The sequence below is a fragment of the Pseudomonas sp. 2822-17 genome (assembly GCF_002742485.1).
Taxonomy (GTDB): Bacteria; Pseudomonadota; Gammaproteobacteria; order Pseudomonadales; family Pseudomonadaceae; genus Aquipseudomonas; species Aquipseudomonas cyclaminis.
On record NZ_LJRZ01000027.1, the window covers coordinates 1 to 229 of the forward strand.

Genomic DNA, 229 nt, shown 5'->3' on the forward strand with positions numbered 1-229 from the left:
GCTAATGAAGTATATCTCTAATATGGATAGTGAGAATTCTGTATTTCAGTTTTCAATTCCTGGAAAGGGGAAATTTACACTAGTCCTTCAAGAAGATGAGCAATCCATACAGGGTGAAGTAGAAAAAAATCCTGAACTAAAGCGTATGCTAAAGGAAAGTATGGAGCAGTACGAAAATGGACGGGGTATGACAACCACAGAGTTATTAAAATCACTATCCAAAAAGGAC

At 36.7% G+C, this 229-nt stretch carries 1 protein-coding gene; it reads left to right on the plus strand.

From position 1 onward, the window contains the following. Positions 1-22 precede the first annotated feature (22 nt). Positions 23-229 (plus strand): hypothetical protein (locus AOA60_RS33170; protein ID WP_218240449.1); only part of this gene is annotated, 207 nt, incomplete at its 3' end.